We start from the raw sequence: 256 nt of genomic DNA on the forward strand, positions 1-256 counted from the left end.
GCTCGGATCCGTGTTGAAGCGCGGCGGATATCACACCTACTTCACGGGCAAGTGGCATCTGGGCGAGGCGGAGTATGCTCTGCCGATTGCGCAAGGCTATGACGAGATGCGGTACGCCGGCCTCTACCATTTGAATGCCTATACCTATGCCGACCCCACCTGGTTTCCGGATATGGATCCGAAGCTGCGGGAGATGTTCCAAAGGGTGACGAAGGGGGCGCTTTCCGGCAAGGCCGGGGGACCTGTCACTGAAGAT

Annotated in this window: 1 pseudogene; it reads left to right on the top strand. The window is 59.4% G+C overall.

What is annotated here, in order from left to right:
- Positions 1-256: pseudogene (locus tag AF337_RS14500) on the top strand (arylsulfatase); the annotation flags it as partial.

The sequence above is a fragment of the Rhizobium ecuadorense genome (assembly GCF_001187535.1).
In the GTDB taxonomy this organism is placed as follows: Bacteria; Pseudomonadota; Alphaproteobacteria; order Rhizobiales; family Rhizobiaceae; genus Rhizobium; species Rhizobium ecuadorense.